This window comes from Paenibacillus sp. NPDC058071, assembly GCF_042885235.1.
Classification (GTDB): domain Bacteria; phylum Bacillota; class Bacilli; order Paenibacillales; family Paenibacillaceae; genus Pristimantibacillus.
In genome coordinates this window covers 188,790-212,824 of record NZ_JBHVSK010000011.1, presented here as the reverse complement: position 1 = coordinate 212,824, position 24,035 = coordinate 188,790, and the positions used below count along the sequence as shown (strand labels likewise).

At 51.9% G+C, this 24,035-nt stretch carries 21 protein-coding genes; 15 read left to right on the top strand and 6 right to left on the bottom strand.

Annotated elements, in window-relative coordinates; genetic code table 11:
- Positions 1–471: 471 nt before the first annotated feature.
- A complete protein-coding gene (locus ACFVTB_RS19110) occupies positions 472–1,047 on the bottom strand; it encodes an LOG family protein (RefSeq protein WP_387752549.1) in 576 nt (191 codons plus the stop codon).
- A gap of 898 nt (positions 1,048–1,945) precedes the next feature.
- On the opposite strand from ACFVTB_RS19110, the gene ACFVTB_RS19105 reads away from it, so the two are divergent.
- From ACFVTB_RS19105 to ACFVTB_RS19070, 8 genes are all read left to right on the top strand, one after another.
- Positions 1,946–2,962: a methionine ABC transporter ATP-binding protein gene (locus tag ACFVTB_RS19105; protein ID WP_387752546.1), complete on the top strand. Its 1,017-nt coding sequence runs from the start codon at positions 1,946–1,948 to the stop codon at positions 2,960–2,962.
- Positions 2,963–2,987: 25 nt separating this feature from the next.
- Positions 2,988–3,617 carry a methionine ABC transporter permease gene (locus ACFVTB_RS19100; RefSeq protein WP_387752569.1) on the top strand — a complete coding sequence of 210 codons (630 nt, stop codon included), beginning with the start codon at positions 2,988–2,990 and terminating at the stop codon, positions 3,615–3,617.
- Between the two features lie 43 nt (positions 3,618–3,660).
- Positions 3,661–4,506: a MetQ/NlpA family ABC transporter substrate-binding protein gene (locus ACFVTB_RS19095; protein ID WP_387752543.1), complete on the top strand. Its 846-nt coding sequence runs from the start codon at positions 3,661–3,663 to the stop codon at positions 4,504–4,506.
- Between the two features lie 362 nt (positions 4,507–4,868).
- Positions 4,869–5,918, top strand: a complete 1,050-nt coding sequence (locus ACFVTB_RS19090) for a TlpA family protein disulfide reductase (RefSeq protein ID WP_387752540.1) — start codon at positions 4,869–4,871, stop codon at positions 5,916–5,918.
- A 65-nt stretch (positions 5,919–5,983) separates the two neighbouring features.
- Entirely contained in the window at positions 5,984–6,322 is a 339-nt protein-coding gene (locus tag ACFVTB_RS19085) for a metal-sensitive transcriptional regulator (protein ID WP_387752538.1), read from the top strand.
- A 15-nt stretch (positions 6,323–6,337) separates the two neighbouring features.
- Positions 6,338–6,538 carry a copper chaperone CopZ gene (copZ, locus tag ACFVTB_RS19080; RefSeq protein WP_387752535.1) on the top strand — a complete coding sequence of 67 codons (201 nt, stop codon included), beginning with the start codon at positions 6,338–6,340 and terminating at the stop codon, positions 6,536–6,538.
- 275 nt (positions 6,539–6,813) lie between these two features.
- Complete coding sequence (locus ACFVTB_RS19075; RefSeq protein ID WP_387752532.1) at positions 6,814–9,042, top strand: heavy metal translocating P-type ATPase; 2,229 nt, start codon at positions 6,814–6,816, stop codon at positions 9,040–9,042.
- A gap of 140 nt (positions 9,043–9,182) precedes the next feature.
- Entirely contained in the window at positions 9,183–10,109 is a 927-nt protein-coding gene (locus ACFVTB_RS19070) for a hypothetical protein (protein ID WP_387752530.1), read from the top strand.
- Between the two features lie 742 nt (positions 10,110–10,851).
- Here ACFVTB_RS19070 and ACFVTB_RS19065 read toward each other — a convergent pair.
- The 5 genes from ACFVTB_RS19065 to ACFVTB_RS19045 form a co-directional block, all read right to left on the bottom strand.
- On the bottom strand, positions 10,852–13,923 hold the full coding sequence (locus ACFVTB_RS19065; RefSeq protein WP_387752527.1) for an alpha-mannosidase: 3,072 nt from the start codon (positions 13,921–13,923) through the stop codon (positions 10,852–10,854).
- A 64-nt stretch (positions 13,924–13,987) separates the two neighbouring features.
- Positions 13,988–14,821: a carbohydrate ABC transporter permease gene (locus ACFVTB_RS19060; RefSeq protein ID WP_387752524.1), complete on the bottom strand. Its 834-nt coding sequence runs from the start codon at positions 14,819–14,821 to the stop codon at positions 13,988–13,990.
- A gap of 5 nt (positions 14,822–14,826) precedes the next feature.
- Positions 14,827–15,708: a carbohydrate ABC transporter permease gene (locus ACFVTB_RS19055; RefSeq protein WP_387752521.1), complete on the bottom strand. Its 882-nt coding sequence runs from the start codon at positions 15,706–15,708 to the stop codon at positions 14,827–14,829.
- 77 nt (positions 15,709–15,785) lie between these two features.
- Positions 15,786–17,126, bottom strand: a complete 1,341-nt coding sequence (locus tag ACFVTB_RS19050; RefSeq protein ID WP_387752518.1) for an extracellular solute-binding protein — start codon at positions 17,124–17,126, stop codon at positions 15,786–15,788.
- A gap of 350 nt (positions 17,127–17,476) precedes the next feature.
- Positions 17,477–18,595, bottom strand: a complete 1,119-nt coding sequence (locus ACFVTB_RS19045; protein ID WP_387752515.1) for a GntR family transcriptional regulator — start codon at positions 18,593–18,595, stop codon at positions 17,477–17,479.
- A gap of 248 nt (positions 18,596–18,843) precedes the next feature.
- Here ACFVTB_RS19045 and ACFVTB_RS19040 point away from each other — a divergent pair, with 248 nt between their 5' ends.
- The 7 genes from ACFVTB_RS19040 to ACFVTB_RS19010 all read left to right on the top strand — a co-directional run bounded on the left by ACFVTB_RS19040 (position 18,844) and on the right by ACFVTB_RS19010 (position 23,747).
- The gene (locus ACFVTB_RS19040) at positions 18,844–19,227 is read left to right on the top strand and encodes a hypothetical protein (protein WP_387752512.1); all 384 of its coding nucleotides are present in this window, start codon (positions 18,844–18,846) and stop codon (positions 19,225–19,227) included.
- Positions 19,228–19,329: 102 nt separating this feature from the next.
- Positions 19,330–19,890 carry an AAA family ATPase gene (locus tag ACFVTB_RS19035; protein ID WP_387752510.1) on the top strand — a complete coding sequence of 187 codons (561 nt, stop codon included), beginning with the start codon at positions 19,330–19,332 and terminating at the stop codon, positions 19,888–19,890.
- A gap of 188 nt (positions 19,891–20,078) precedes the next feature.
- Positions 20,079–20,948, top strand: a complete 870-nt coding sequence (locus ACFVTB_RS19030) for a serine/threonine protein kinase (RefSeq protein ID WP_387752507.1) — start codon at positions 20,079–20,081, stop codon at positions 20,946–20,948.
- 59 nt (positions 20,949–21,007) lie between these two features.
- A complete protein-coding gene (aac(6'), locus tag ACFVTB_RS19025) occupies positions 21,008–21,454 on the top strand; it encodes an aminoglycoside 6'-N-acetyltransferase (protein ID WP_387752504.1) in 447 nt (148 codons plus the stop codon).
- Positions 21,455–21,580: 126 nt separating this feature from the next.
- On the top strand, positions 21,581–22,264 hold the full coding sequence (gene rpiA / locus ACFVTB_RS19020) for a ribose-5-phosphate isomerase RpiA (RefSeq protein ID WP_387752501.1): 684 nt from the start codon (positions 21,581–21,583) through the stop codon (positions 22,262–22,264).
- A 103-nt stretch (positions 22,265–22,367) separates the two neighbouring features.
- Positions 22,368–22,526 carry a hypothetical protein gene (locus ACFVTB_RS19015; RefSeq protein ID WP_387752498.1) on the top strand — a complete coding sequence of 53 codons (159 nt, stop codon included), beginning with the start codon at positions 22,368–22,370 and terminating at the stop codon, positions 22,524–22,526.
- Between the two features lie 513 nt (positions 22,527–23,039).
- Positions 23,040–23,747: a hypothetical protein gene (locus ACFVTB_RS19010; RefSeq protein WP_387752495.1), complete on the top strand. Its 708-nt coding sequence runs from the start codon at positions 23,040–23,042 to the stop codon at positions 23,745–23,747.
- The last annotated feature ends 288 nt before the right edge of the window (positions 23,748–24,035 follow it).

The following is a 24,035-nucleotide window of genomic DNA, read 5'->3' as shown; positions in this document are numbered from 1 at the left end:
GGCGGATATCTCCCATGACACACCTCGACCTTTTTTGTTAGTTTTATTGTATCAGGTCGCTGTTACAGCGTGTCTACTTTTTAGTCTACATCCAGGCCGAGGTGCTGTAAGAGTCGAAAGCGCCTTACAGGCGGAAAAAGGAGCTGGCTGGGGTGCTGTAAGAGTCGAAAGCGCCTTACAGGCGGGGAAAACGCCACAGTAGAAGCTCCGTAAGCCGGAAAACCGTCTTACAGAAGCAAAAATGCCGCGTTAGAGTCTCTGTAAGCCGGAAAACCGTCTTACAAAAGCAAAAATGCCGCGTTAGAGTCTCCATAAGCCGGAAAACCGTCTTACAGAAGCAAAAATGCCGCGTTAGAGTCTCTGTAAGCCGGAAAACCGTCTTACAGAAGCGAAAACAAAACGCCCAAGCTCCCGTAAGGTGCTTTTTCACCTTACAGGAGCTTGGGCGTTAATCTCCAGCTTTCCTCACACTCAATACGTCTTCACGCCCGGCGCGTGGTAAGTGGCGAACGTGTTCAGTAGCGAAGCTGGATCGCTGCTAACCAGCACGTTTTCCCGGTACTCGTCCTTGTAGAAGCCCTCTTTGTTCATATGGTCGAAAAACTGAATCAGCTGGTCGTAGTAACCGTTGATATTGAGCAAGCCGAAAGGCTTTTGATGCAAGCCGATCTGGCTCCACGTCATGACCTCGAACAGTTCTTCCATCGTTCCTGGGCCGCCCGGCAGCGCGATAAAACCATCCGCGCGCTCGATCATCGTCCGCTTGCGTTCGTGCATGGAATCAACGACAATTAGCTCGGTTAAATTGCGATGGGATATTTCCCGTGCTTCAAGCAGAGTCGGTATGACTCCTGTCACACTGCCGCCTGCCTCGAGCACCGCATCTGCGACTGCTCCCATGAGTCCAACACTGGCTCCTCCATATATGAGCGTTAAGCCGCGTTCCGCTAGCTCCTGCCCGAGCCGCACAGCGGCTTCTCTATAAACTTCGGATGTCCCGAAGCTGGACCCGCAATAAACTGCAACGCTTTTTAATTCCATTTGCATAAGAATAACAGCCTCCAATTTCAAATACTTTTGTCCTCGTCAACCTACGCTCTATCGTCGCACACATTCTCACCCGCCGTAAACGGCGAAACCACGCACGATGAACAGCTAGATTCTAGCGGACGGTGCATCGTCGTCTGATAAGTGATGGTATGACCAACCATAAGGGCTAAACAGCGCGCACGACGAAAAGTTAGCTTCGTACATTTCACAGTCACATTGATGATGAGGTCGCCCGAATGCTATCATGCAGCGAAACACCAATATGTCGAACATTACAGTTCCAGCGCACGCTGAAGATGCCAAGCTCTCACTCACATTCCAACGCACGCTCCACCATCGCATGACAATATATTCGCCCGTCCACCGCCATACAGCGGAATACCACTCACAGTACAATTCCAGCGTAAGATGAAGATGGTCAAGCTCTCACTCACATTCACAACGCTCACTCCACAGTCGCATAACAAATGTGTTCGCCGGACCGCCATCAAGCAGCGATACCTTATCACCGCACAAACCCAGCGCACGATGAAGTTGCACATATTACACAAGCCCCGCACACGGTGCAGATGATCATTCACACCGCAGCTCCAGGCTCACCGTGCTAATGGTATTTCGCCCTGCCCAGCGTCTACCCAGCACCTACCCAGCACCTACCAAACACCAGGCGAGCAATAATGTGTACAAGCACTCTTACTTAGTATAAAGAAGCAGGCGCATACAAAGGAAACATTTTTTTACCTTAAATGCCACAACATTCAGCATGACGGCCTCCACCAAGGAAAATAATAAAAGTCGTACCCACAGGTTAGTTATGCTATAATAATCGGATTAGATTTATCGGAATGAAGAGATTTTCAACATTGACATCAGGTGCTGCTGGGAGGTAACATCGTTGATTCAGCTCATAGACTTGTACAAGCTGTACAAAACGAATAAAGGAACGGTCGTTGGCGTAGATCACGTCAATCTTCATATACAAAAAGGTGAAATTTTCGGCATCGTCGGCTACAGCGGCGCGGGCAAAAGCTCGGTGCTGCGATGCATCAATCTGCTGGAGCAGCCGACTTCCGGCAAAGTGCTTGTAAACGGCGTCGATTTGACGTCGCTGAGCAAAAACGAGCTGAGAAAAGCACGGCAGAAAATCGGCATGATTTTTCAGCATTTCTACTTAGTAAATAGTAAAACCGTCTTCGAAAACGTAGCGCTCGCGCTGGAAGCGGCTGATACGCCGAAAGCTTCGATCGAAGGCAAAGTGAAGGAGTTGCTGCAACTCGTCGGTCTTGCCGACAAGGCGGACAACTACCCGGCCCAGCTAAGCGGCGGGCAAAAGCAGCGCGTCGGCATCGCCAGAGCGCTTGCTAACGATCCGCAAGTTCTGCTTTGCGACGAAGCGACGTCAGCGCTCGACCCGACCACGACGCAAGCGATACTCGCCTTGCTGCGCGAAATCAACCGTAAGCTGGGATTGACGATTATCCTCATTACTCATGAAATGGAAGTCGTCAAGGAGCTCTGCCACCGCGTCGCCATTATGCAGAGCGGCAAAGTGATCGAGGAAGGCAGTGTATACGAGATTTTTGCCAATCCGTTAGAGCCGCTGACTCGCGAGTTTATCAGCAATGTGCTGGAATTCAAGCTTCCGGACAAACTATGGGATAAGTTGGACCCGGCGGGCAAAGTGCTTAAATTGTTATTCCGCGACGATGCGGCCGAACAGGCGATCATTTCCGATCTGCTGAAGGAAAGCGGCATTCAGGCGAATATTTTGCACGGTAAAATCGATTATATCGGCGATAAACCGCTCGGTATTTTCATCATGGAAGTGACGGGAAGCAATGAAGAGATCGCGGACGCCATCCGGTATTTAACCGATCGATCCTGCATCGTGGAGGTGATCGGCCGTGCTTGAATCCTTGATCGAGATCCTTCCCGACATGGGAAAAGCGTTTTACGAAACGCTCTATATGGTCGGTGTCTCGCTTCTTATCGCGTTGGTACTAGGCTTGCCGCTGGGCGTATTGCTGTTCGTCAGCAGCAGAGGGCTCTTCTCTGAAAACCGCCCGCTTAACCTCATTTTGGGCGTCGTGTCCAATATCGTACGCTCGATTCCGTTCCTTATCCTGCTCGTATTGCTGCTGAAGTTTACGCAGTTTCTGCTCGGAACGACGATCGGCCCTTCGGCCGCGTCGGTGCCGCTGTCGGTTGCAGCGATTCCGTTTTTCGCCCGGCTGGTTGAGCAGTCGCTTCGGGAGGTAAACAAGGGCATAATCGAGGCAGCTATAGCAATGGGGGCAAGGCCATGGTTCATCATCCGCAAGGTACTGCTGCCTGAGGCGAAATCCGGCATTATTTCCGGATTGACGATCACCGCAATCAGCCTCCTCGGCTTCTCGGCAATGGCCGGTACGGTTGGCGGAGGAGGCATTGGCGACTTGGCGATCCGTTACGGGTACTATCGCTATGACAATCAAGTGTTGTTTACAACGGTTATTTTGCTAATCGTGCTCGTCCAAATCATCCAGTTCGTTGGCGACTGGGCTTCGCGCAAAGTAGATAAACGTTGACATAAATAAGTTCAGACAGCTTAGAGAAAAGGGGAGAATGTTTTTGAAAAAGCAATTTGCAATTCTGACAGTATTGATCCTGCTAGTAGCTATGCTGGCCGCTTGCGGCGGGAACAAAGAGAACGGCAACACAGCAGGAGGCGGCGCCTCCGAACAGAAGAAATCGCTAAAAATCGGCGCGACAGCCGGTCCTTACAGCGATATGGTGAGTAAAGCGATTAAGCCGCTGATGGAAGAGAAAGGATATAAAATCGAAGTGGTCGAGTTCAACGACTACGTACAGCCGAATAAATCGCTGGACAACGGCTCGATTGACGCCAACCTGTTTCAGCATATCATTTATTTGAAAAAGTTTTCTGAAGACAACAAGCTTGACCTTAGCTCGGTCATAAGCGTTCCTACGGCTCCGATGGGCCTCTACTCGAATAAATTCAAATCGATTGACGAGATCAAAGACGGCAGCAGCCTTACAATTGCGAACGACCCGGCAAACCTGGCCCGCTCGCTTCTGCTTCTGCAAGACCTTGGACTGGTTACGATCAAAGCCGACGCGGAACCGACGAAAATTTCCGAGAAGGACATCGCGACGAATCCAAAAAATTTAAAAATTACTACGCTTGAGGCAGCTCAACTGCCTCGTACACTCGACAGCTCCGATCTGTCTGTCGTTGCCGGCAACTTCGCGCTGGCGGCGGGCATGGATTTGACGAAAGCCATGCAGCTAGAAAATATGGCTGAAAACTACCGGAACGTTGTCGCGGTGCGCACGAAAGATACAGATGCGCAATTTGCGAAGGATCTGAAAGAAGTCATCGAATCGGACGCTTTTGAGAAAACGATCGACGAGCAGTTCCAAGGCTTTTCTAAACCAGAATGGATGAGCAAATAAGATTCTAGGATCGTTCGTTCGGTTTGATTACCTGCGCTTGCGGTTTGCCTTCACGGCATATCGCAGGCGTTTTTTCATTAGAAGGAAGCTCCTTTCTATCTAAATCCGTTGAAATGAAGCGCGATATTCTCCCGTCTCACTGGCTCACGTTGATGGTAAATTCACCGATGGCCCTCCTTTACCTCAGGACGCAGCAAAGCGTTGGCTACGACACACATATTTCGAAAACGAATAAACAGCCTTCCGACTCCGTCTTGAAACGACGGCCGGGAGGCTGTTTGTTTTAGCAGAGGTGAAGTGAAGCTTTAACGCCGATCATGGTACAATGGCAAAAAGGACAAAATAAAGGAGCAGCTCAATCGATGTATACGGTACAGCTCGGTTCGTTAGTTCTTAACCTTGAAATCGTCATTTACTTATTAAGCGGCATGGCCGGGGCAGCAGGTCTTTGGCTGCGTGCGCGCAAAGGCCGGGAAGACGTCAGCCGGGTGTCCGATGCGGTGAACGCGGCATGGCTATGGGTAGCCGTCTGGAAATTCAGTCTCGTTCTGTTCGACCCTGCCGGCGTAATCCGTGATTGGAGGTCCTTGCTCTACTTCAGCGGAGGCGCTTACGGCATGGCGCTGGCGACTGCTGTCGCAGTGGTCTATATCGTCATACGCGGGCGACGAGCGGGAGTTGGTTATCCAGTTATCGCCGGTTGGCTGTCCATTATGGTATACGGCTGGCTTGGAGTTCGCTTTTTCGTCCAAGCCGTTATCGAAATTCCTTCGCTAGACGGATGGCTGTATGGAGCGGCTTCCATGCTTGCTTTGCTGTTTTTCTTCTTGCAGGTTAACGAATCGCACCAAACAGACTTTCGGCGGCTGGCTGCTAAAGGCACGCTTGCGGCCGCAGCCCTGTCCGCTATTTTGCTTATCGACTATAGCGGAGGAGCGAGACCGGAGGAAGTTGCCGCTGGTTTGCAATCAGGAATACAAACGGGCCTGAAAGAAGGGCAGCTTGCGCCCGATTTCAAACTGACAACGCTGGACGGCAAGGAAACAAGTCTGTCGGAATGGCGGGGAAAGCCGGTTTTCATCAACTTTTGGGCATCATGGTGTCCGCCTTGCCGCGCCGAAATGCCTCATATGGAGAAGCTGCATGTGAAGTATGGCGATCAAGCGGTTATCCTTTCCGTCAACATGACGGCAACCGAGAAGAGCAGTCAGAATGTAGAAGAATTTGCTGAGAAATACGGCCTTACCTTCCCAATAGCGCTGGATGAAGCGGGATCGGTTATGGAGCGATACCGGATTCGCAGCTATCCGACCACCTTTGTCGTTGACGCCGATGGTATCGTGCGCGATAGAGTATTGGGAGCGGTCGATTATGCATGGATGGAGCGAAAACTAAAACAAGTAATAGAATAGGCTAAAAAGCAACTTGCATACCCCACAGGGGTATGGTATATTGATGTTGAGAGGAGGTTATGCCGATGACGCAACATGAGCTGGATGGACTTACGGCTGTAACGGAAAGCTGTCATAGTGATTCCGATCGGAAGAGTCACCACTCCGATAAGACGAAGAGCAACCTCGTTTCCCGATTGAACCGGATCGAAGGGCAAATTCGCGGAGTGAAGGGCATGATCGAGAAAGATACGTATTGCGACGACGTGCTGAATCAAATTGCAGCCATTCAATCAGCGCTGAACAGCGTTGGCAAACTGCTCTTGGAAAATCATTTGAACAGCTGTGTGCTCGAACGGATTCAAGAAGGTGACAATGACGTCATTAAAGAGCTCATGGTGACCATGAATAAATTGATTAAATAACGGGAGGCTATCGTTATGGCAACTACTACATTGAAAGTGCAAGGCATGTCCTGCAATCATTGCGTTAATTCTGTGGAAGGCGCGCTTCAAAAGCTGGGAGCCGTCGGCAAAGTAAACTTGTCGGCTGGATCGGTGGCAGTCGAATTCGACGAATCGAAAGTTTCGCTGGATGCCATCAAGACAGCGATCGAAGATCAAGGCTACGACGTCGTATAATTCCGTTGACGCGATAAGGGGCGGATGGCGAAGCAATTGCCGTCGCGCCCCGTCCTGACGGGCCGCATCTCCTTAGGCCAAGACTTTTGCGCAATAGCGCGCCCCGGACATACCTAAAGAAAACACGATGACAGTTTTCAAAACGCATTGCAGTACTGCAACAGCGAAAAAAGCCGCTGGCGGCGGTTCCTTCGTTTTTTATAACAAAAGAGAAGTAGGCTATTTTTTTTCAACAAAATATACCCCCTTAGGGTATATAGAGAGAAGGGTTAACTATGGAGCAACGGACCTTGCAAGAGCAGGCGACGCTTGAGATCGAAGGCATGACCTGCGCGGCATGCGCCAACCGGATCGAGAAGGGATTGAATAAGCTTCCGGGCGTAACGAAAGCAACTGTCAACTTCGCGATGGAAACGGCGCATGTCGAATACAACGCTTCTGAAATTACGATGCAGACGATGACGGATAAAGTTGTGCAGCTAGGCTATAAAGCGGCAGTGAAAGAAGATGGACAGTCGAACGAGGAAAGAAAAAAGAAGGAGCTTCGGAACAAAAAGCTGCAGCTGATCGTTTCCGCAGTGCTATCGTTTCCTCTGCTCTGGGCGATGGTCGGTCACTTCTCCTTCACGTCCGGCATCTATCTTCCGGAAATATTCATGAACCCGTGGATGCAATTGGCTTTGGCGACGCCGGTGCAATTTATAATCGGCTGGCCGTTTTATACCGGCGCTTATAAAGCGCTCCGCAATAAGAGCGCCAATATGGACGTACTCGTAGCGTTAGGGACATCGGCGGCTTACTTCTACAGCCTCTATGTCACACTGGATTGGGCAAGCTCGGCCGGAAGCCATGGCCATCACGAGATGCCGGGTCTCTATTTTGAAACGAGCGCCGTGTTGATTACGCTCATCGTGCTGGGCAAGCTGTTCGAGGTGCTGGCTAAAGGCCGTACGTCGGAGGCGATCAAGAAGCTGATGGGTCTGCAGGCGAAAACGGCAACCGTCATTCGAAACGGCGAAGAACTGGCCATTCCGGTTGAAAATGTACTGCTCGGCGATATTGTGCTTGTGAAGCCGGGAGAGAAAATACCGGTTGACGGAGAAGTCGTAGAGGGTGCTTCCGCTGTCGACGAGTCGATGCTTACCGGCGAGAGTATCCCGGTGGAAAAGGGACCGGGTACTGCCGTTATCGGCGCTACCGTGAACCGCAACGGCCGCTTGGTCGTTAAAGCGACTCGCGTTGGTAAGGATACGGCGCTGGCGCAAATTATTAAAGTCGTGGAAGAGGCGCAAGGCTCGAAGGCTGAAATTCAACGCGTCGCTGATAAAATATCCGGCATTTTCGTGCCGATCGTCGTCGGCATCGCTGCGCTCACCTTTCTCATCTGGTTCTTTGCCGTCGTGCCGGGGGATTTTGCAGAAGCGCTTGAAAAGGCGATTGCAGTATTGGTTATCGCCTGCCCTTGCGCCCTCGGTCTGGCGACGCCTACATCGATTATGGCAGGCTCGGGACGGGCGGCCGAACACGGCATTTTATTCAAAGGCGGCGAGCATTTGGAAGCGATGGGGAGCGTCGACACCATCGTATTGGACAAAACGGGCACCGTTACGAAAGGCAAGCCTGAACTTACCGACGTGATGATCACCGGCATGGACGAAGCAGAAGCGTTGCGCTTAATCGGTGCGGCTGAGAAGCAATCCGAACATCCGCTGGCGGAAGCGATTGTAGCGGGCATTGCAGCGAAAGGATTGCCTCTGGGCGAGGTTCATCAGTTCGAGGCGCTGCCTGGCTACGGTATTAAAGCAATCGTTGACGGACGGACGGTGGCGGTCGGTACACGGAAGCTGATGCGTCTGGAATCGGTTGATTTCGGAGCGGCCGAGGCAACTATGGAACGGCTGGAATCGGAGGGCAAAACGGCGATGCTTTCTGCGGTGGACGGTCAGTATGTTGGGCTTGTCGCCGTTGCCGATACAGTGAAGGAATCGTCGAAGGAAGCGATTGCGAAGCTGAAGGAGCTTGGCATCGAGGTAATGATGATAACTGGCGACAACAGGAGAACGGCAGAGGCGATTGCCAAACAGGTTGGCATCGGGCATACTTTAGCCGAAGTGCTGCCGGAAGGAAAAGCCGAGGAAGTGAAGAAGCTGCAGGCGCAAGGCAAACGGGTGGCGATGGTTGGCGACGGCATCAACGATGCTCCGGCGCTGGCGACGGCGGATGTAGGGATTGCTATCGGGACGGGCACAGATATTGCGATGGAGGCGGCCGACGTGACGCTAATGCGCGGCGAGCTTACCGGTATTGCCGATGCGATCTTGATGAGCCGGAAAACGATGCGCAACATCAAACAAAATCTATTCTGGGCGCTCGGATATAATACGCTCGGCATTCCGGTCGCCGCAGTCGGCTTGCTTGCTCCTTGGGTAGCGGGCGCGGCCATGGCGCTGAGCTCGGTATCGGTCGTACTGAACGCATTGCGTTTGCAAAGGGTTAAATTGTAAAATAAGTTAGTATGTAGATATAAAGGTCGCGGCAGTAAGTTGCAAGAAGGACAGGCTTAATTGGACTGCGAAAAAGCGATGCTGGAGAAAATTCACCGGCCGGACGGTCGGTGAACAAACGAACCGTGCAGGAGGATAAGATGAATACAAAGGTATGGCAATTGGCAGCTTTAGGAGGACTGCTGTTTCTGGCAGGCTGCGGCAACTCGGAGCCCCAAAGCACGCCTGCCGTCCAACAGGGCGACGATGCTGCCGTTCATAATAGTCATAACGAGCATGGCTCGGAGCATGGCAACCACGGAAGTAAAGCAGACGGCGAAGGCGAAGGCGTAATCAGCTCCAATAAACACGAGGAATCGGGCAACCAGGACAGCATCCAGGCCGTATTCAGTTATTCGGACAACGGACATGTCGAAGCGAAAAAAGCGGCAACGATCTCTATGCAAATTCAGACACCGGATGGAGAGCCGTATGACGCATTCGAGATTGTCCATGAGAAGCTGATGCATCTCATTATCGTCAGCAAAGATTTATCCTATTTCGAGCATGCACATCCAGAATATAAAGGCAGCGGCAAATTCGAAGTCTCCGTCTCGTTTCCGGCGGCAGGCGAATACAAGCTAATTGCCGATTTTACGCTTAGCGGATTGAGCCATGCGGTGCAGCGCAGCGATTGGTTGACAGTGCAGGGCAAGGAGCCGGCGCCGCAACCGATTATCCCGGATAAGGAAGGGACGCTTAAAACAGTGAGCGCGGTTGATGCCACACTTTCGCACGGCACTTTAGCTGCAGGAGCAGAGACGGCCTTGACGTTCCGGTTCTCGGACGCCAAGACGAAAAAGCCGATCGAGGACCTCCAGCCGTATTTGGGAGCGATCGGACATGTCGTTATTTTGAGCGAAGATGCGGAGCAGTTCTTGCACGTGCATCCGCTGGAAGAGGCGGGAGCCGGACCGGAGGCGACGTTCGAGACTACGTTTCCTCGCAGCGGCATCTATAAATTATGGGGGCAATTCCAGCGCGGCGGTCAGGTGTTCACCGTCCCGTTCGTTGTAGAAGTCCCTTGAACACAGAAAGCTGGCGAATGATTCATTTCGTCGGCTTTTTGCTTTGTTAGTTTGGTTGTTTGGCGACGGTTCAATGCCGGGGTAGGCAGTACGAGGAAATGGGTGAATGGAGCTCGTAGTCCTGACAAGGTTATTCTCGGGCTGTCTCTGTCAAAACGATTAGAGAAAGGAGTCTGCTCGCACGACTACCATACTCTAAAAGCACTATTACCAGTTTTGAACTCGAAAATTCTGTTGCCCCGCTCGTACAGAACAAGCACCAGACATATCAAGTGGCCGAGAACACGGCCTTGATTCAATATATATGAATTTTCATACATAATTTTCGTAAATGGCCCGATTTGTTGAATTATATACGAAATTTCATATATAATTAGCCATTTTTCTGTTTTTCGTTAAAATATATATGATTTTTCGTATATATTTGATTCGGCCGGAGGGAGAGAAGGGATGGCGAGCAGGGGGATAGGGTCCGCGGCGTATCTCAACATGGCGGCATACGGGCATTTATCTCGGCACGGTCGCAACGGGGTATTAAAAAGGACCTTATCCCCGCGTTGCAGCGGAAGTAAGGTCCTTTGAAGTGCAAGTGTATGTTTCTATCGAATAGTAACTCTCTTTAGAAGCATCCTTGCAGTTTGTACTTACTTATTATATTTACATATTACTTTACTTGGACGGTTGCACTCGTCTACTTATTGTTCGCCGATTGCAATCATCCTCCCAGCAGTGCCAACGCTGCTTAAATCCGTGCAAAACGGAGCGTTTTGACCTCGAACGGCTTGAACGAAAGGTGCACTTCGGACTCGACATCGCTGCTATTGTCAGATACGAGCTCTTCTCCGGCGTTCCCCTCAAGCAGATCGGTTTCCCGAAGGCTGGCGAAACGGAAGCTGCTGTTCAACGATACGCGTGCCGCCGACATGCCTTTTGCTTCGTAGAGGCGGGCGATGACATCGCCGGAGCCGTCCTCCGCCATTTTCACCGAATCGACGATGACGTTAGGAGCGGAGACAATCAGCAGACCTTCGTATGCGCCAGCGATACCGGCCGCTCGGGCGATAGGCGTGTTCAGCTCCGCCGCCTCGCGAATGACTGGATTGCTGGAGAAGCCGCCGTTCCAGATATGCATCGCAAAAGTGAACTCATGCACGCCCAGATCGGCCGTTTCGTCCGGATAGGAAGGGGCGCGCAGCAGCGTCAAATTCATTTCTTTGCCATACGTATTGATGCCGTATTTGCTGTCGTTCAGCAATGAGAAGCAGCGGTCTCCCTCGACGAAGGCCGACCAGCGGTGCTGGCTTACTTCGTAGCGGTCTGCATCATGCGGACGAGAGAAATGATTCGGCCGTTTGACGAAGCCGTACTGCATTTCGTGCAGCGCTTCGTTCGTGTGCAGATTGACGTCGAAACCGACTTTCAGCAGCTTGTGGCGCTCTTGCCAGTCGATTCTGGTTTTAAAATCGACGCGTCGGCTTCCGGCTTCTAAGCGAATGGTTTGAACGACATCGGACTGGCCGATCCGTCTGCTGATTTCCAGCTCTGCAAACAATGGTCCTTCTGTTGCAATGCGGATCTCGGCCGCTTCCGTCAGCTCCAGTTCGCTGGCTGCATATCGACGGTCAAGTTCCCAAGCGTCGTAGTCGGACGTTTGATCGCGGAATAACCGGAACTGGTTGCACAGGCCGTTCGTCCATTCCGTCTCGCGCTCTTTGTCCCAAACGCTGACGATTTCGCCGCGGCCGTTGAAACGAATGTGAAGCCATTCGTTTTCCAGACTGTCGTTCGTCGCGCGAACAATCGCCCCAGCAGCATCACCGCCAACTGCCTCAGCCGCTTCACTCGGCTCAATGGACAAGCTGCCGCCAGCTGGGAGCGTGGCGAGCGCGAAACGTTTGCCATTCGCCTCCTGTACCGGAAGCGAGCGACCCAAGCTGTCCGTTGCGCCTCCTGCATACCCCTCTGGAAGCTCCAACAGAGCGCGGCGCTTCCAAGGCAGCACATTGAACAACGTCCAGCCGCTTGCCGCTGCTGCCGACTGCACGCCCACGAGCGCGGAAGCAGCTTCCTGGCTCAGTCTGGCTGCCGATTGCAGCATATCCTCGAATCCTTGCCGCGCTTCAACATGCACGCGATGAATGGACGTTCCCGGCAAAATATCGTGGAATTGCAGCAGCAGCAGCTTCTTCCACGTTTCCTCCAGCTCGGCCGCCGGATAAGGCTTGCCAGCGAATAGCGCTGCCATCGTGCTTAGCGTCTCCGCCTCCCGTAAAGCAGCTTCTCCTGCGCGGTTGCCTTTCTTCATCGCCGCCTGCGAGGTAAAGGTACCGCGGTGAGCGGAATAATACAACTCGCCAACATAACGATTGTCCGTTCCGCCGCGCTGCTCCAGATCCTCGAAGTAGGCGATCGGAGAAGTAATCTCGGTTTTAGGCGCGCCCTCCAAATTTTTCATACGGCGCAGAAACTCGAGATCGCTGCGGTTCGCGCCGCCGCCGCCGTCACCGTAGCCGAATTGGACGAGACGGGTGGAGATGCCGTATTTTTGAATCCGCTCATTCCATTGAAAATTTGCATAGTTGACGTCAGCCGGATTTGGAAATGGACCGTAATCAAGCAGATGAACAGGGACCGCCGAGCCGTCGATGCCCTCCCACATAAACGTATTGTATGGGAACGGGTCGACTTCGTTGTCGTACGTTTGATACATTTTCACCGAAGCGAAATAGTTGACGCCGCTCTTGCGCATCAATTGCGGAAGTGCGCCGGAGTAGCCGAACACGTCGGGAAGCCAGAGCATTTCGCTGTCCTTGCCGAACTCTTTTTGCAGAAACGCTTTGCCGTAGAGCAATTGGCGAACGAGACTTTCGCCGCTCGGTATATTCGTATCCGGCTCGAGCCACATTGCACCCTCTAACACGATTCGACCTTCCGCGACGTATTGTTTCACGCGCTCGTAGAGCTCAGGATACAGCTCTTTCGTCAATTGCAGCAAATAGGGCTGGCTTTGTACATAGATGTATTCCGGGTACTGCTCCAGCAACGCCAACTGGTTGGAAAGCGTGCGGGCAATTTTCCGTTTCGTTTCTTCAATCGGCCACAGCCAGGCGATATCGAGATGGGACTGGCCCATCATGAACAGCTTTGGCGCAGTGGAGCCGTTCACGCAGTCGAGCAGCGGCTTCATAACGGCTCTGCCTTGGCGGGCTGCTTCTTCCAGTACATCGCCCTCGAGGCTCCAGTCCATTAGTGCGATCAGCTTCTCGAACCCAGCTTCGATCTCAGCGGCGCGCAGCGATTCTGACGCGATGCTGTTGTGCAACTGAGTGAGCGATTCTAGATCGATAAAAAATTGATACAGCTCCTCGTTCGAGACAACGAGCGAGCCGTGCGTGTATAAGGGCAGCTCGCGATCGTGACCGGCGTAAGCCTCAGCCATAATCTCGTAGCGTGCTCCGGGTTCGCCGGAGGTCGTCAGCGTAATCGTTTTGTGCTGAAGGTCGATGGCCCCAGCCAGTATGCCATTTACGTAAACGGTGCTTTCCGAACCGAAGCGCGGCAGCAGCTCGATCCGTTTGCCAGCAGCCTCCGGCGGCAGCTCGATCGTGCTGTGGAACCAGCCGTATTGCCATTTCTCGCCCCAGACTTCGCCCGGGAGGGCTGGGGAGAATGGCAGCTGCTGGGCTTCCTCATAGGAAGCCCAACGACTGAGCGGAGCGTAATCGAAGGTTGCGGCGGATAGCTCGCGGTACAGCAGGTTTTCTTTTCCCTTGATCCATTTTTTAATATGAAAGAGTCTCTCTTTTGTATACATTTGAACGCCTCCGGGTTACTGATGGGTAGTTGAAATGCGAAAGCGGGAGAGGCTGCGATAAAGATCAGCCTTTCGTCGCGCCGGCGGTCAAGCCCCGGACGAGCGCCTTCTGGAATACGACAAAGACGAGCAATACAGGCAAGGTGGTCACGATTCCCGCCGCATTGAGCGGTCCCCATTGGATACCGGATTTCGTTATGAACGTATTGATGCCTGCAGGCAAAGTGCGCATCGCGTCGGTGTTGACAAAGGTCATCGCGAGCATCATTTCCTGCCATGCGGTAATGCACACCGTCAGGCCGACCGCGACCAGCCCGGAACGGGCAAGCGGAATGACCATCCGGAACAAAATGCCAAGCGAGGAAGCGCCGTCGATCGTAGCGGCTTCGTCAATGTCCTTGGGCACGCTTTTAAAATAGCCGGTCAGCAGCCAGATCGCCATCGGCAGCATAATCGCACAATTGGTCAAAATGATGCTGACGTGCGAATCGAGCAAATGCAGCTTGCCCCACATGATGTACAGCGGTACGATCAGCGTCGTCAGCGGCATCACTTGCGCGAATAAAATAACGGTGAAATAAGCCAGTTTTCCTTTAAAAGCGTAGCGGGTCATACTGTAGGCGGCGAAGCTGGCGAGCGCGAGCACGATCAGCACGGTGCCGCCGGTATTGATGACCGAGTTCCAGAAGTAAGTCGGAATTTCCGAGCTGCGAAAAACATTCGTATAGTGCTCAAGAGTGAAAATTTCCGGAATCAGCGTCGGCGGATCGCGAAAAATTTCGTTCGACGGCTTCAATGAGGTCGCTAGCAGCCAATATAAAGGAAATAAAATAACGATCATAATGGCGGCGATAATGACGACATTAATGGCGGTTTTCAATGGTTTAACGGCTTTCAAGATGCTCACTCCTTCACTGATTTCAGCATGGCACGCATATACGGCGAACAGATAATCCCGATAATGACGAGACTAATCAGCGCCATTGCCGAAGATTTGCCGAAGTCGAAAAATTCGAATGCCAGCCGATACGTATAGATCGGAAGGGTGGAGGTGGCGTCCATCGGACCGCCTTTGGTCGTAACCCAGATCAGGTCAAAGTAGTTCAGCGTCCAAATCGTCGTAATAACGCCCGTCGCTCCGATAATCGGCATCAGATGAGGCACTTTAATGTAGCGAACGATGCTGAACCAGCGAGCGCCGTCGATGCGGGCCGCTTCGAGCTGATCGTCCGGAATATCCTGCAAGGCGGCGAGCAGCATCAGGAACCAGAACGGGAACGCCTTCCATGTATTCACGAACACGAGCGTGCCGAGCGCTTTGTCCGGGCCTAGCCATGAAATATCTTTATCGATCAGATGCAGATAGCTTAAAATATCGTTCACGATACCCATATCCGATTGGAGCATCCAGCTCCACATCAAAGCGGTAACGACGCCTGGCAGTACCCAGGGCAGCAGCATGACGGAACGTAAAAGGCCCTTCGTTCTTCTCCGCTCGTCTACGTAAAGAGCGGCCAGCAAGCCCACCGCCATTTGCAGCACGACGCCGCATACCGTCCATATAATCGTTGTTAGCAATACCTTTTTGAAAATATCGTCGCTTATAACAGCGCTAAAATTGTCGAAGCCGATAAAAGGCTTGTCGGGTCTGCTCAATTGCCAGCGATGGAAGCTGACGTAAAAATTGTAGATGAGCGGATAGGCCAGCAGGCTGACGATAACGATCAGCGAGGGCAGCAGATAGAAGTATGGAATAAACTTGCGAATAAGCCGCTTGTCTGTCATATGCATGTCTCCTGAACTTCGGCTTTTGAAAAAGACAGGCCGCGCCGGAATGCGCTAGCGCGGCCTGCTTAAGCCGTTTACTTTTGTGCTGCGATTTCTTTAATTTTCGCTTCGAGATCACTTACAGCTTTATCGATTGGCTGTCCGCCGACTGTTACTTTCGTAACCGTGTCGTAGATAGCGGCATCAATTTCTTTGTAGTACAGCGTTTTCGGCTGCGATTGACGGGCATATTGGATTTGCTCTTTGAAAACAGCGTAAGTTGGGTCGGTTGCAAATCTCGAGGCAGGAAGCGCCGCGTTGTTGGCGGGTACGTCCGTCATCGTGCGGCCATTGAATTCGACCGATGTGAACAGTTGAGCCAGCTTCGCCGCTGCTTCTGGATGCTTCGATTTAGCCGAGACGGCGATGCCGAAGCCGCCGCCGAACGATCCGTATGGCGCGTTTGCGTCCATTTTCGGAACGAGTGACTGGCCGTAGAACGTTGCTTCCTTCAGGTCAGCGTTTTGATCGGTTACCCATGTGCCTGCAATGACCATGCCGATCTTTTGCTGCGCGAATAGCGTACTGACTTTGATATGATCCAGCGTCGCGTAGTCCGCTTGATAGGAAGGCTTCATATCAGCAAGCAGTTGCAAGTAGCCTTTAAATTCAGGCGTGTTCACGGTTGGAGTGATCGTGCCGTTGTCCACGGTAATGACGTTGCCAGTCGTAGCAGTGTACAGACTTTGCGCCGGGAACTCCTTCAAGCCGAGGTCGAGACCAAAGCCAGCCACTTTACCGCCCGTTTTTTCGGTAATTTGTGCAGCGTACTGTTGAAGCTCAGCCCAAGTGGTCGGCGGCTTTTCTGGATCGAGACCGGCTTGCTTGAATATTTCCTTGTTATACCAGAGGACGCGAGCGTCTGTCGTATAAGGCAGCGCCATGTGCTTGCCTTCCCAGCCGTACATAGACAGAATGCCAGGGAAGAAATCGTTGAAAGAGTCTTCGCCGAGCGTGGCGCCAAGATCAAGCAAATAACCGGAGTTGGCGAAGGTTGGGAAATCCGGATTGTTTACGATAAAGACGTCTGGAGCGTTGCCGCTGGCGAACATGACCTTGTATTTGGTTTCCCACGTTCCCCATGGATCACTTTGGAATTCGACTTCATAGCCTGGGTTTTCGCTTTCGAACTTGGCTTTTAGCTCACCGAGCGCGGTTGCGATGTTCGGATCAGTGACCCATTCGGAAAAACCGTAGTAAACGAGCTTTTCCTTTTTGCCGGAAGCAGGCTTTTCGGTAGCCGCGTTCGACGGATTGCCGGAAGCGTCGGACGGCTGATTGCTGCCGCCGTTGTTGCCGTTGCCGCAAGCGGCAAGCGCTGTCATTGCGATGGAAAGTAATAAAATCATACCAGCTTTTCTAACTTGCTTTTGCACTGCGTTACCCCCTCAATGGTAATAAAATATTGAAGGCTGCGCCCCGAGCTAGATTGAGCGACAGCGCTTACAACCGGAACCAAAAGAGTGTCGGAGCACTCGCTGCACGGCTGGTTGATGTTTTGCTCCGACTCTTCTGTATCATTTGTGTGATACAGATTAGATTATTCTGTGTTATTTTACAGCCTAATCATAAAACTGATTATCTTCTGTGTCAATAATGATTTAAATATATTAATTAGATTGATACAGATGACACAGAAAAAGAGACCGAATTGATTCGGTCTCTTTCCATTTTTCGCGGGCAAACGCGGTTTATTTGTTTATAGAGAAGGGGGAGTAACGCAACGTTATACGACTGTTTGAGCTGCCGCTTTTCCGATTGAGCTGCCGTAATTAAGCTCGCCTTTGCATATTTGTCCGAGCACGGACAGATGCTCTTTGCCTTCGAGCAAATTCATCAATTGCAGGGCGGCCGTTCTGCCCATATCGTAGAAAGGTTGATTAATGCCGGTAACGTCGAGCTTCAGCTTAATGTTGAGGTTCACTGCGTCATAAGTGACGAACGACACGTCCTCCGGGACGGACAGATTCAGCTTGTCCAGCGCAGAGATCGTTGCTTCGGCAATCAGGTCGTTTGCAGAAAAAATGGCCGTGCAGCCCCTCTCCTCGATAACCGCCGCCAATCGGTCGCTGTACGCCTCCAATTCATCGGTGAAATCCTCAAACTCGGTTGGCAGCAGCACGTCCTGCTCGGGGGCAAAGTCGACGCCGGAGTCGATAAAAGCTTGCTTAACGCCGAGCAAACGTTCGTTGAACGTGCTTAGATCGGAGTTACGGAGGAACAGAATACGGCGATGCCCTTTGTCGATCAGCATTTTCGTCAGTTTGTAGGCCCCGGCTGCGTTATCGCTGGTTACGAAAGGAACGTCGTTGTTATACATGTAACGATCCAGAAAAATGACTTTGATGCCATTGCTTCGAAGCAGCTCGTAAAGTCGCTGATTCCGCTCCTCATGGTTATGGTCGTGAATCGGGCTGAGGATAACCCCGTCCACACGCTTGGCGACCGCCCCTTTTATAAGAGATTCAAGCTTGTCCAAGCTGCGGTCGTCGCTGTAGCTAAGCAAATGATAGCCTCGCAGTTGGAGCACGTCCTGGATGCCGCGCAGCGCCGACGACCAGAGCGGGTTGTCGATGCCGACGACGGAAGCGGCGACGAGTCCCGAACGGTTTTGTCCAAGCGGGAAGGACACGCCGTTCTCGATGAACGTGCCGCGCCGTTTGTCGCGGCGGAGCAGTCCTTCGGCGCACAGCTCCTTAATCGCTTTTTCGACCGTATTGACGCTCGATTTATACGATTCGGCGAAGTCCCGGCTGGAAGGCAGACGCGTATCGCCGAGCCATTCGCCTTCCAGCACCCGTTTTTTTATATCCTCTTTGATTCGGAAATATGGATAAGTTGACATGGATTTCCTTTCTTCAAAAACCGAATTTATAATAACTTTTGATTTATTGTATCAACTGTATCAACCAAAAAGCAATAATAATTGAAAAAGTCCGTTAAAGTTGCAGCATCCGTTCAGCTTGAACAGCCGTTAATCTAAGGCATCGAATAAAGATGAAATACAAAATTGAATCATTTCAATATTTACCCATTTTTCAAGCTGTGGAATAATAGAAGTATCGATAGGTTCGTTTTAGGGGAAAGCAAAGTATGAAGCAGCCGAGTGAGCGGAACGCTTTTATGACGACGAACGCGGCAAGAAGGAGGACAAATTTGAATAAGAAAAGAAGGGTAATCCTCTTCGCAGTTATTTTCATACTCATTACACTATTCGCTACCCGGCCTACCGAGGCGAATTATGAAAGCTGGCTTGCGAAGAAACATGGAATCGAGTGCGTTTATTCTCCGACAGACGGCAGAGTTTGCTCGAAAGAGGACGAAGCTCTCGATTGGAGGAGCAGAGCGATGACACATGCCTTTTTTCATACAGCGGTTCGCGACAGATACTCTACGGAGTCAGGGCACGAAATCGAGATTAAAGCGGTCGGCTTTTTGAAGCTCGTATTTGATCGCACTGAATCGCAGGCAATATAACCACGAAACTGGAGAAGGATCGCTGCATGCACGTTTCTTTATTAAGATGGGAAAGCGATCCCGAGCCGTTAAGTTACGCAACGCTGGAAGGAGATGTTTTCATTGAAACTGGTCATTATATTCGGACCGCAAGCGGTCGGCAAAATGACGGTCGGTCAGGAATTGGAGAAGCAAACGGGCTTAAAGCTGTTCCATAATCATATGACGATTGAACTGGTTTCCCCCTTTTTCAATTATGGCTCGCCCGAGGGTCAGCGACTTGTGGGTCTGTTCAGGCAGGAGCTGTTCGAAGCGTTTGCAGCAAGCGATCAGGAAGGAATGATTTTTACTTATGTTTGGGCATTCGATTTGGAGAGCGACTGGAATTATATCGACGGCCTGATCGAACTGTTCGAGTCCCATGAGGCGGAGGTTTATTTGGTCGAGCTGGAAGCGGGGCTGGAGGAGCGGCTGAAACGGAATAAAACGCCGCATCGTTTGCTTCACAAGCCGACGAAACGCGACATCGATCGTTCTGAGCGGAACTTGATCTCCACTATGGATAACCATCGGCTCAATTCCTATGAGGGAGAAATCGACCGAGACCATTATTTGCGCATTAATAATATGAATTTGAGCCCGGAAGAAACGGCTCTAAGAATCAAAACACATTTTCAGCTATAACGAAAAAGTGGTGTAGGAGCGCAGTCATCGTGCACATCGTGCTCATCGTGTTGCGCTTGACCGCCGAAGTGTGACCGAGCACCGCGTGTCGCGATGGCACCGCGCTCCGGGAGGCGTGGTCTTGACGTATGACTCCTGTGGCGCCATAACGCACGCTGGGGCTTTTTGTAAAATGGGAGGCTGAGTGATTGAATCGATCATTTTCGCTGGACAGTGTGACATTTGAGTTGAAGGAAGAAGCGGATTTTCATTGGTTGAAGGAGCTGGGACGCGTTATTGCGGTGTTCGATCAGCAGGATTCAGGCAATATTAGCTTTGGCGTTGAAAAGGGTGGAGTAAAACGATTCGTGAAATACGCCGGAGCGAGAACCGTCCATTATGACGGCGAGCCGGAAGCGGCGGTAGAGCGGCTGCGCAACGCCATGCCCGTCTATGAAGAACTCAAGCATCCATGTTTGATTGAACTGCTGGATCACTTTCCTGTGAACGGTGGCGGCTATACTGCCGTCTTCGAATGGTTCGAGGGCGAAAACTTGCATCCGCACTGGGTTTACCCGCCTCCAGCCAAATATACCGATCCGAACTCTCCTTTTTATAAATATAAAAATCTGCCTGTGGAGCAGCGGCTGGCTTCGCTCGACTCGATTTTTCGCTTCCATGCGTTTGTCGAGAAACAAGGCTTCGCGGCGGTTGATTTCTACGACGGCAGCCTTTTATACGATTTCAACCGGAATGAGACGAAAATTTGCGATATCGATTATTATTGCAAATTGCCTTTTACGAACGAGATGGGACGCATGTGGGGTTCTTCCCGGTTCATGGCTCCGGAGGAGTTTGAGCTGGGTGCCATTATCGACAGCCGGACGAATGTTTTCCGCATGGGAGCGATTGCTTTTGGGCTGTTAGGCGGGGAGTTGGACCGTTCTGCGGAGAAGTGGGACGCGGGTGAGCGGCAGCGTTCCGTTGCTAGAAGGGCAGTAGAGGGGCGCAAGCAGCTGAGGTTTTCGTCTGTGGAGGCCTTTTATGATGCGTGGCTTTCCGCTCTAGCAGAGGATTGAAGGATTTGGCGCAGCGACAAAAGTGATAGGCACAAGTCACATGAAAGCGGAGGAGAAAAATGCACAATATAATACCTGTAGATGACAGCGTTATGGGCGAGTTTGTAGCGATGGCGCTTGAGCTGTGGTCCGACAACGATGAGAAGACATTTACTGCCGAAATGGCGGATACGCTGGCTGATCCCGAGCATCATGCAGCTTTTTTATACGCCGTTGACGGCCATTATATCGCTTTCGTGCTGCTGTCTATTCGAAGCGATTACGTGGAAGGATCGGATTCGAGCCCGGTCGGTTATGTCGAAGGCATTTATGTCAAACCGCCTCACCGGTTGAAGGGAATCTCGAAGGAGCTTGTTCGTCGGGGAGAACGCTGGACGAAGGAAAAGGGCTGTGTGCAAATGGGCTCGGACATTGAACAGGGCAACGACGCTAGCTACCAATTCCATCTCAAAGCCGGGTTCAAAGAAGCGAATCGGATCAGTTGTTTTATTAAAACGATAGAGTAACTGCAAGGTGCATGTGCTCGTGACAAGGATGGCAAGCGACAGCGGAAGCTGCGATTTGCGATACATCCTGGAACATGGCGTCTTCAGTGCCGTAACGCGTGCCACAGCGGGAGGATTGAAAGGGATATGGATACTAAAAAAATGGCGGCCGAAAGAGCCGTCGACGAAATTGCAGACGGTATGATCGTCGGATTGGGAACCGGATCAACCGCCTATTGGGCCATTCAGAAAATCGGAGAGCGAGTGAAGGAAGGGCTGCGCATACAAGCGGTAGCCACTTCAATCCGGTCGGAGCAGCAGGCTCGAGAGCTAGGCATTCCGTTCATCGCCTTTGGGGATGTGAAGGAAATCGATGTGACGATTGACGGTGCAGATGAGCTGGACCGTCAGTTGCGTCTTATAAAAGGCGGCGGCGGGGCGCTGCTGCGAGAGAAAATCGTTGCCGCCGCCAGCCGGAAGCTGATCGTCGTCGCCGACTCGGGCAAGCTGGTGGACAAGCTCGGCGGCTATCCGCTACCGATCGAAATCGTTCCATTCGCGCATGAATGGACGATGAATAGGCTGCAGCGGCTTGGTTGTCTGCCAGCGCTGCGGAGGCGGGAAAACGGTGAGTTTTACTTGACCGACAATGGCAACTATATCGCGGACTGTGCGTTCGGACGAATAGACGATCCAGCTCAACTTCATGACGCGATCAATCGGATTGTCGGCGTCGTCGATAACGGCTTGTTTATCGGCATGGCGAGCGTAGCATTCATCGGATATCCCGACGGTACCGTGCAGCGTCTGCTGCCGGGCAGCATGGAATGATTGAGTGTACCCGAAGGGTGTAGCGTATGCAAATGCATAGCATAGCAACAAAAGTCGCCAAAGTAGGAAAGTAGCAAGTAGTAAAAATACGAAAAGCGGTAAATTGGAAAAAGCAGCACTTCCAGTTAAAGGCCGCACCAGCGGCACCAGCCGCAATATACGCACCAACCGCAGTATACGCACCAACCGCAATATACGCATCAACAGCAATATACGCACCAGCCGCAATAGCCGCATCAACCGCAAAATTGGCTTAAAGTAACTGCACTCAAATCTAGTATGGGCGAAACTGCAAATCCGTTCTCGAATGGTTGCTTACGCTCGCACTCCGCGAAATAACTGCCAAATCGCAGTTATTTTTCGATATTAGGAGGTTACAAGGGAAATAACTGCGAAACTGCAGTTATTTCCTATCCTGAACGGCATTTTAGCTCATATCGCTCCGAATAACTGCCATATGGCAGTTATTTTTCATTTCGGGGCCGATGCAGTGAAAAATAAATGCGATTCCGCAGTTATTTTATGATTTTAGCCACTTGTACTGACTTATCGCGTAGAAAACGCCAATGAGCAAGTGTCTCCTCCGATAAGTGCGGGGGCATAGGCAAATTTGCTTCGCCGCACTAGTATTGAGGTCATGCTAGATCATTAGCAACGTATGGAGGCCGGCGCGCGGTGTTCCACAGAACGACGGAGATTGGTTTTACACATGCATAACCTCTTGCAACCTTTTGAACGGGCCGTCTCGTCTGAATAGTTGGAGCGTGATGAGACGATGATGATAAAATGGGTGTTATATGGGGTTGCACTGCTGCTTATCGCCGGATTAGGAGCGACACCGACTAAGGCGTTCGCGTTGTCTTGCGCTGTGCAAGATGATATCGGCAAATCGTATGAGGCTTACGACGGCATCATCTTAGGGCGGGTAGAAGAAGTGACGCAAAAGAACGACCACAACGAGGTGCGAGCGACGGTCAAAGAAAATTATAAAGGCGTCGCAGGCGAGCAAGTAACATTTGACGAAGATGCCACTTGGGGTTCGCTTTGGGGCCCGAGTGAATCTGGCGAGGAGTATTTGTTTTTCTTGAAAGAGAAGGATGGCAAGTGGGAGAACCCACTTTGTTCTCCGACCGCTAAAGCTGCGGATGCGAGCGAATCAAAGGCATGGCTGGCTAAAAAAGCGGGACTGCCAGATTCCTCGACTGCGCAGGGGCAGCAAAAAGGAGATGCTTCTTCAGATGGGACTGCTGTGGCGACAGGTGGAGAGACGGGAGTCGGCAGCAACAGTCCAGTATTAATCCTAAGCTCGAAGGAGAAAGAGGCTGCGGATCGTTCTGGCCAAACGGCCGGCGAACGGTCTGCCGCTGCCGGAAATGAGACGTTGTCCGCATGGCCGGTACTCATTGTGATGATTGTTATTATGGTCGTTGCGGCTTCCGCTGTAGCGATTGGAATACGTAAAGCAAGAAAGAACGGCGAATAAGCATAAAAGCCGCTCCCGGCAAGCCCGGAGAGCGGCTTTTTGCCATACTGGGGAAGTAATCCAGGCTAACTCGGCCCAACTGAGACACGAATGGCCCAGCCGAGACACGAATGGCCCAGCCGAGACACCGTCGGCCCAGCCGAGACACGAATGGCCCAGCCGAGACACCGTCGGCCCAGCCGAGACACGAATGGCCCAGCCGAGACACCGTCGGCCCAGCCGAGACACCGTCGGCCCAGCCGAGACACCGTCGGCCCAGCCGAGACACCGTCGGCCCAGCCGAGACAC

Bases quoted from the DNA above. Each gene is read 5' to 3' on its own strand.
- ACFVTB_RS19110 (WP_387752549.1), bottom strand. From the start codon at position 1,047: ATGCAAATGGAATTAAAAAGCGTTGCAGTTTATTGCGGGTCCAGCTTC.
- ACFVTB_RS19100 (WP_387752569.1), top strand. From the start codon at position 2,988: ATGGGAAAAGCGTTTTACGAAACGCTCTATATGGTCGGTGTCTCGCTT.
- ACFVTB_RS19090 (WP_387752540.1), top strand. From the start codon at position 4,869: ATGTATACGGTACAGCTCGGTTCGTTAGTTCTTAACCTTGAAATCGTC.
- ACFVTB_RS19085 (WP_387752538.1), top strand. From the start codon at position 5,984: ATGACGCAACATGAGCTGGATGGACTTACGGCTGTAACGGAAAGCTGT.
- copZ (WP_387752535.1), top strand. From the start codon at position 6,338: ATGGCAACTACTACATTGAAAGTGCAAGGCATGTCCTGCAATCATTGC.
- ACFVTB_RS19075 (WP_387752532.1), top strand. From the start codon at position 6,814: ATGGAGCAACGGACCTTGCAAGAGCAGGCGACGCTTGAGATCGAAGGC.
- ACFVTB_RS19070 (WP_387752530.1), top strand. From the start codon at position 9,183: ATGAATACAAAGGTATGGCAATTGGCAGCTTTAGGAGGACTGCTGTTT.
- ACFVTB_RS19065 (WP_387752527.1), bottom strand. From the start codon at position 13,923: ATGTATACAAAAGAGAGACTCTTTCATATTAAAAAATGGATCAAGGGA.
- ACFVTB_RS19055 (WP_387752521.1), bottom strand. From the start codon at position 15,708: ATGACAGACAAGCGGCTTATTCGCAAGTTTATTCCATACTTCTATCTG.
- ACFVTB_RS19045 (WP_387752515.1), bottom strand. From the start codon at position 18,595: ATGTCAACTTATCCATATTTCCGAATCAAAGAGGATATAAAAAAACGG.
- ACFVTB_RS19040 (WP_387752512.1), top strand. From the start codon at position 18,844: ATGAAGCAGCCGAGTGAGCGGAACGCTTTTATGACGACGAACGCGGCA.
- rpiA (WP_387752501.1), top strand. From the start codon at position 21,581: ATGGATACTAAAAAAATGGCGGCCGAAAGAGCCGTCGACGAAATTGCA.
- ACFVTB_RS19010 (WP_387752495.1), top strand. From the start codon at position 23,040: ATGATGATAAAATGGGTGTTATATGGGGTTGCACTGCTGCTTATCGCC.